Annotated in this window: 4 protein-coding genes; 3 read left to right on the top strand and 1 reads right to left on the bottom strand. The window is 42.1% G+C overall.

Going from position 1 to position 3,793, the window contains the following annotated elements:
• Positions 1-1,100: 1,100 nt before the first annotated feature.
• Together APB76_RS18030 and APB76_RS18025 are read left to right on the top strand one after the other, a co-directional pair.
• Positions 1,101-1,358, top strand: a complete 258-nt coding sequence (locus tag APB76_RS18030) for a type II toxin-antitoxin system Phd/YefM family antitoxin (RefSeq protein ID WP_005448240.1) — start codon at positions 1,101-1,103, stop codon at positions 1,356-1,358.
• Positions 1,346-1,648, top strand: a complete 303-nt coding sequence (locus APB76_RS18025; protein ID WP_025548916.1) for a type II toxin-antitoxin system RelE/ParE family toxin — start codon at positions 1,346-1,348, stop codon at positions 1,646-1,648. Before APB76_RS18030 ends, APB76_RS18025 begins: the two co-directional genes overlap by 13 nt.
• 197 nt (positions 1,649-1,845) lie before the next feature.
• On the opposite strand, the gene APB76_RS18020 is transcribed toward APB76_RS18025, so the two are convergent.
• On the bottom strand, positions 1,846-2,595 hold the full coding sequence (locus APB76_RS18020) for a BRO-N domain-containing protein (RefSeq protein WP_025630408.1): 750 nt from the start codon (positions 2,593-2,595) through the stop codon (positions 1,846-1,848).
• Between the two features lie 293 nt (positions 2,596-2,888).
• Between APB76_RS18020 and APB76_RS18015 the strand changes: the two genes are divergently transcribed.
• A complete protein-coding gene (locus APB76_RS18015; protein WP_054963645.1) occupies positions 2,889-3,515 on the top strand; it encodes a LysE family translocator in 627 nt (208 codons plus the stop codon).
• Positions 3,516-3,793: the final 278 nt, after the last annotated feature.

The following is a 3,793-nucleotide window of genomic DNA, read 5'->3' as shown; positions in this document are numbered from 1 at the left end:
GTTAGTTTAAGTGTCGTGGTTTGCGTTGCTAGCCACTTAGCAGGGCGTTAGCTAGTGTTTAAAGAAACTAGGGGCTTAAGTGCTCATGAATACGGGGTTCTAACTTCACACCTGATAGCCCCAATGCGTAAACTATCTCGCCAGTGGCACTGTTCGAAAAGTGATTAAATCAACCAAAGTCAGTTTACTGAAGTGGTGTGTTTGCCTAGTTCTTTGGTGTGGCTTCTCTGGGGTTGAAACGTTGCCGTAGCTAAATTGGTTTCATGCACTGTGTTGTTGGCTTCTTCGAAAGCATTCTTTGCCAAGCATGTTTCATCAATAGTATTTTGGTTTTTGAGCTGTCCAATTTACATTATCATCTGAAACTAATAATGTATTTCAAATTAGGCATTTGGGTGAAGACCTCAACCTTCTTCGTAGCAGCTAACAATCTGCTTAAGACGGACTGCCAACGCTCGGCGAATTTACTTCAAAGTTTGCACTGTGTTTACGGTGGCTTGTTTTCGTTTTGTGGTATGTTGTCAGCCACTTAGCAGGGCGTTAATAAGCTACTGTTAACGAGTAGTTTTTAGGGTATGTAGTCCTTCATTGGCTGTGCCTTTCTCGGCACAAATTCTCGTACTCTAGCGCGCTTTGAGTTATGAAGTTTCTTTGATGTAAATGCCATTTGAAATCATCGAAAGCGCTAATATGCCAACAGCCATCTTCGCTCTCAAAGGTACATCGTTGTGGCAATTAACTGTCCGTGACTTCAGCGGGTGGCTTGTTCTCTGTGACTTTGGTTGGCTACTTGCTTAAAGCTGGTTTCTGGAAAGGAGAGTGGGTCAGTAGCCAATAAAAATTTGGTTGGTTTGTACTGTTGAGTTCGGTGGGTTGTTTGGGTCAAGAGCGTGCGGAAAGTATTTTATTAACAAAGTGTTCAAGCTGGATTCTCAACGCTCGGCGGTTTTGGTTGCAAATTTTAGTGCAGTGATTAAGGTGGCTTTATTAAGTGTTGTGGTGCGTTGCTCACCACTTAACACAGCGTTAGCCGTCATGGAGCTTGCTATACTCAAAGTGATAGAATAGTATCACTTTAGTATTCCTTTGGAGCAGCTCTCATGAAAGTAGAACTAGTTACATCACTCAAACGTCAAGCAACTAAGATCCTCGCCGATCTCCACGACACCAAAGAGCCAGTGTTAATTACTGAGCATGGTAAGCCATCCGCTTATCTCGTTGATGTTGATGACTACGAGTTTATGCAAAATCGTTTAGCTATTCTTGAGGGTATTGCACGAGGAGAGCGTGCACTAGCTGACGGTAAAGTGGTAAGCCATGATGAAGCTAAGGACAAAATGTCAAAATGGCTGAAATAATCTGGACTGAACCAGCGTTATCTGACCTCAACGATATCGCTGAATACATCGCACTTGAAAATATCGTAGCTGCAAAGCAGTTAGTGCAAACGATCTTCTCCAAAGTCGAACGCCTACAAACTTTCCCAGAGTCAGGTCGTATTCCACCCGAGCTAGAACATCTAAGTTATCGTGAAGTTGTCGTTAATCCATGTCGTGTTTTCTATAAACAAGACGGTGACAAAGTGTTTATTCTGTTTGTTATGCGTGCAGAGAGAGATTTGCGTAAGTTCCTGTTGAGTAAGCAGTAACCTTTGGGAATGAGCGGCTAACAAAGCATTTAAGAGTGATTCCCAACGCATGGCATTTTTCATTCCATCGTTGGGTTTTGTGTATACGGTGGTATGGTTTAGTTTTGTGGTAGCGTTGCTCACACCTTAATGCGGCGTTATAAGCTACCAGATAAATGAGAGGTCGTGCAGACCTCTCTTTCAAGGCTAGTAATGGCTTAGTGTACTTCGATTAACTTTGGTAGGTATTCCAATGCAACAGGATCTCGACCTTTAAAGTAGTCTTTCGCTTTGCTAGGGATCCAAACTTCATCTACAAACTTAATAAAAATAGGTAGTAGTTCATTTGGGTATTCACGAGCATCACGAGTGTGCCCATTCCCAAACATATGACTGTACATTTGGTAGCTTTCTGCGTGCTCAGGATGATGTTCAGATAGATAGCTAGAGAAAAGTCTACCTACGCTTACGTCAGGTCTAATATCTTTACCATCCTGTGCTTGGTCTGGAATTTCGTAACCTAACATTTCTAATGAGCCGTATAAACGAATGAATAGCTCACTAATTACAGAAAAGTAACCTCTAGAAACTCTGCCATAGTTTAGGTTAAATCGGTTTACAAAGCCGGGTAGTTTTACCTTACCGTAGTAACCCTTCTTACGGATCTCTGGTAGAACTTCTCTAGTAACCCAACGTTGGAATTTCTTAGCATTAGGTTTCTTACTGGCAAAAACCAACTCATAGAGTGCTGCTTCAGTAATAAGTACATACATGTGCCCACGAATTGGGTGTGGGGAAAGCATTTTATCTTCGGCGTCGAGTTTATCAATCGGCGCTTTTCGATCTGCGTAATCAAGGGCAGCAGTTACTTCATCAGCAATAAAGTAAAACTCGTCTCCGAGTTGGATTGTAGTTAACTCGTGTAAGTTAAAGTCGTCGAGGGTGTTGGGTATAATCGAAAGTTGCATGTTAATTCCCGCAATTTAAACCTAAAGTTAGTGTGGTTATGATACTACTTAAATATGCAACAGTATCCACACTTTCTTTCATAAAACTGTTACTAGGTTTAAATTGTACAAAGTAAGCTCGTAATCCACTCTACCACGCTTATAACAAAGCGTTTAAGAGTGATTCTCAACGCTTGGCATTTTCAGTTTGTATCAGCTTTAGTGTTTACGGCACAATAGGTTAAGTTGGGTGCGGGCGTTGTTCACACCTTAACGCGGCGTTAGCACTCAGAATCATGCAACAAGGAGGTTTTATGTTTCCATTAGAGATATTTGTTACTTATACATTGGCTTGTTTACTGTTAGTTATCTCGCCTGGGCCAGACAATTTGCTCGCGATCGGTCGTGGTTTAAGTCAAGGTCGACTGGCGGCAGTCATATCGGGCATGTCTTCTGGTGCGGGGATCTTGTTTCATGTCGTCGCAGCCACATTCGGGCTAACTCTTCTAATTCAGACCTCTGAAGTAGCGTTCTACGTAGTAAAACTCGTTGGTGCTGCTTACTTAATTTGGTTGGGCGTGAAAGTTCTTCGTTCGAGAAATCTGTTTTCATTGGAACCAGCGAAAAAACAGTCGCTGAAAGTTATCTTCTCAACCGGCTTTCTATCTGCAGCGCTTAACCCGAAGCCAGGAATGTTTGTCCTTGCTTTTGTACCTCAATTTGTAAACCCAAGCTTAGGGTCAGTGACAACTCAAATGATCGGCTATGGAGTCTGGTTTGCGGTATTAACTGCAGTTGGCTTTAGTTTAATGGGTGTTTTCTCGTCTCAACTGTCTGAATGGTTTAGAAACAAACCTAAACTGGTGTCAGGGCTAAATATTGGTGCAGGTATCACATTCGTTTCTTCTGGGTTAGCAGTGGCGTTTATGAAGCAGCGATAATCTAAGAGTGCTAACAATAAATTTAAGAGTGATTCACAACGCTTGGCGGTTTCACTTCAAGCAAGTTTAGTGTTTATGGCACAATGGTTTAGCTAAGGTGTTAGCGTTGTTCACACCTTAATTTGGCGTTAGCTAGAATTTAAAGAAACTATGGGTTAAGTGCTCATGATTATTGGGTTCTAGCTTCACACTTAATAGTGCTAAGGCACAAACTATCTCGCCAGTGGCACTGTTCGAAACGTGGTTGAATCAACCAAAGTCAGTTTACTGAAGTGGTG

It is taken from the genome of Vibrio bivalvicida (assembly GCF_001399455.2).
Classification (GTDB): domain Bacteria; phylum Pseudomonadota; class Gammaproteobacteria; order Enterobacterales; family Vibrionaceae; genus Vibrio; species Vibrio bivalvicida.
This window is presented reverse-complemented; position numbering and strand designations above follow the sequence as displayed.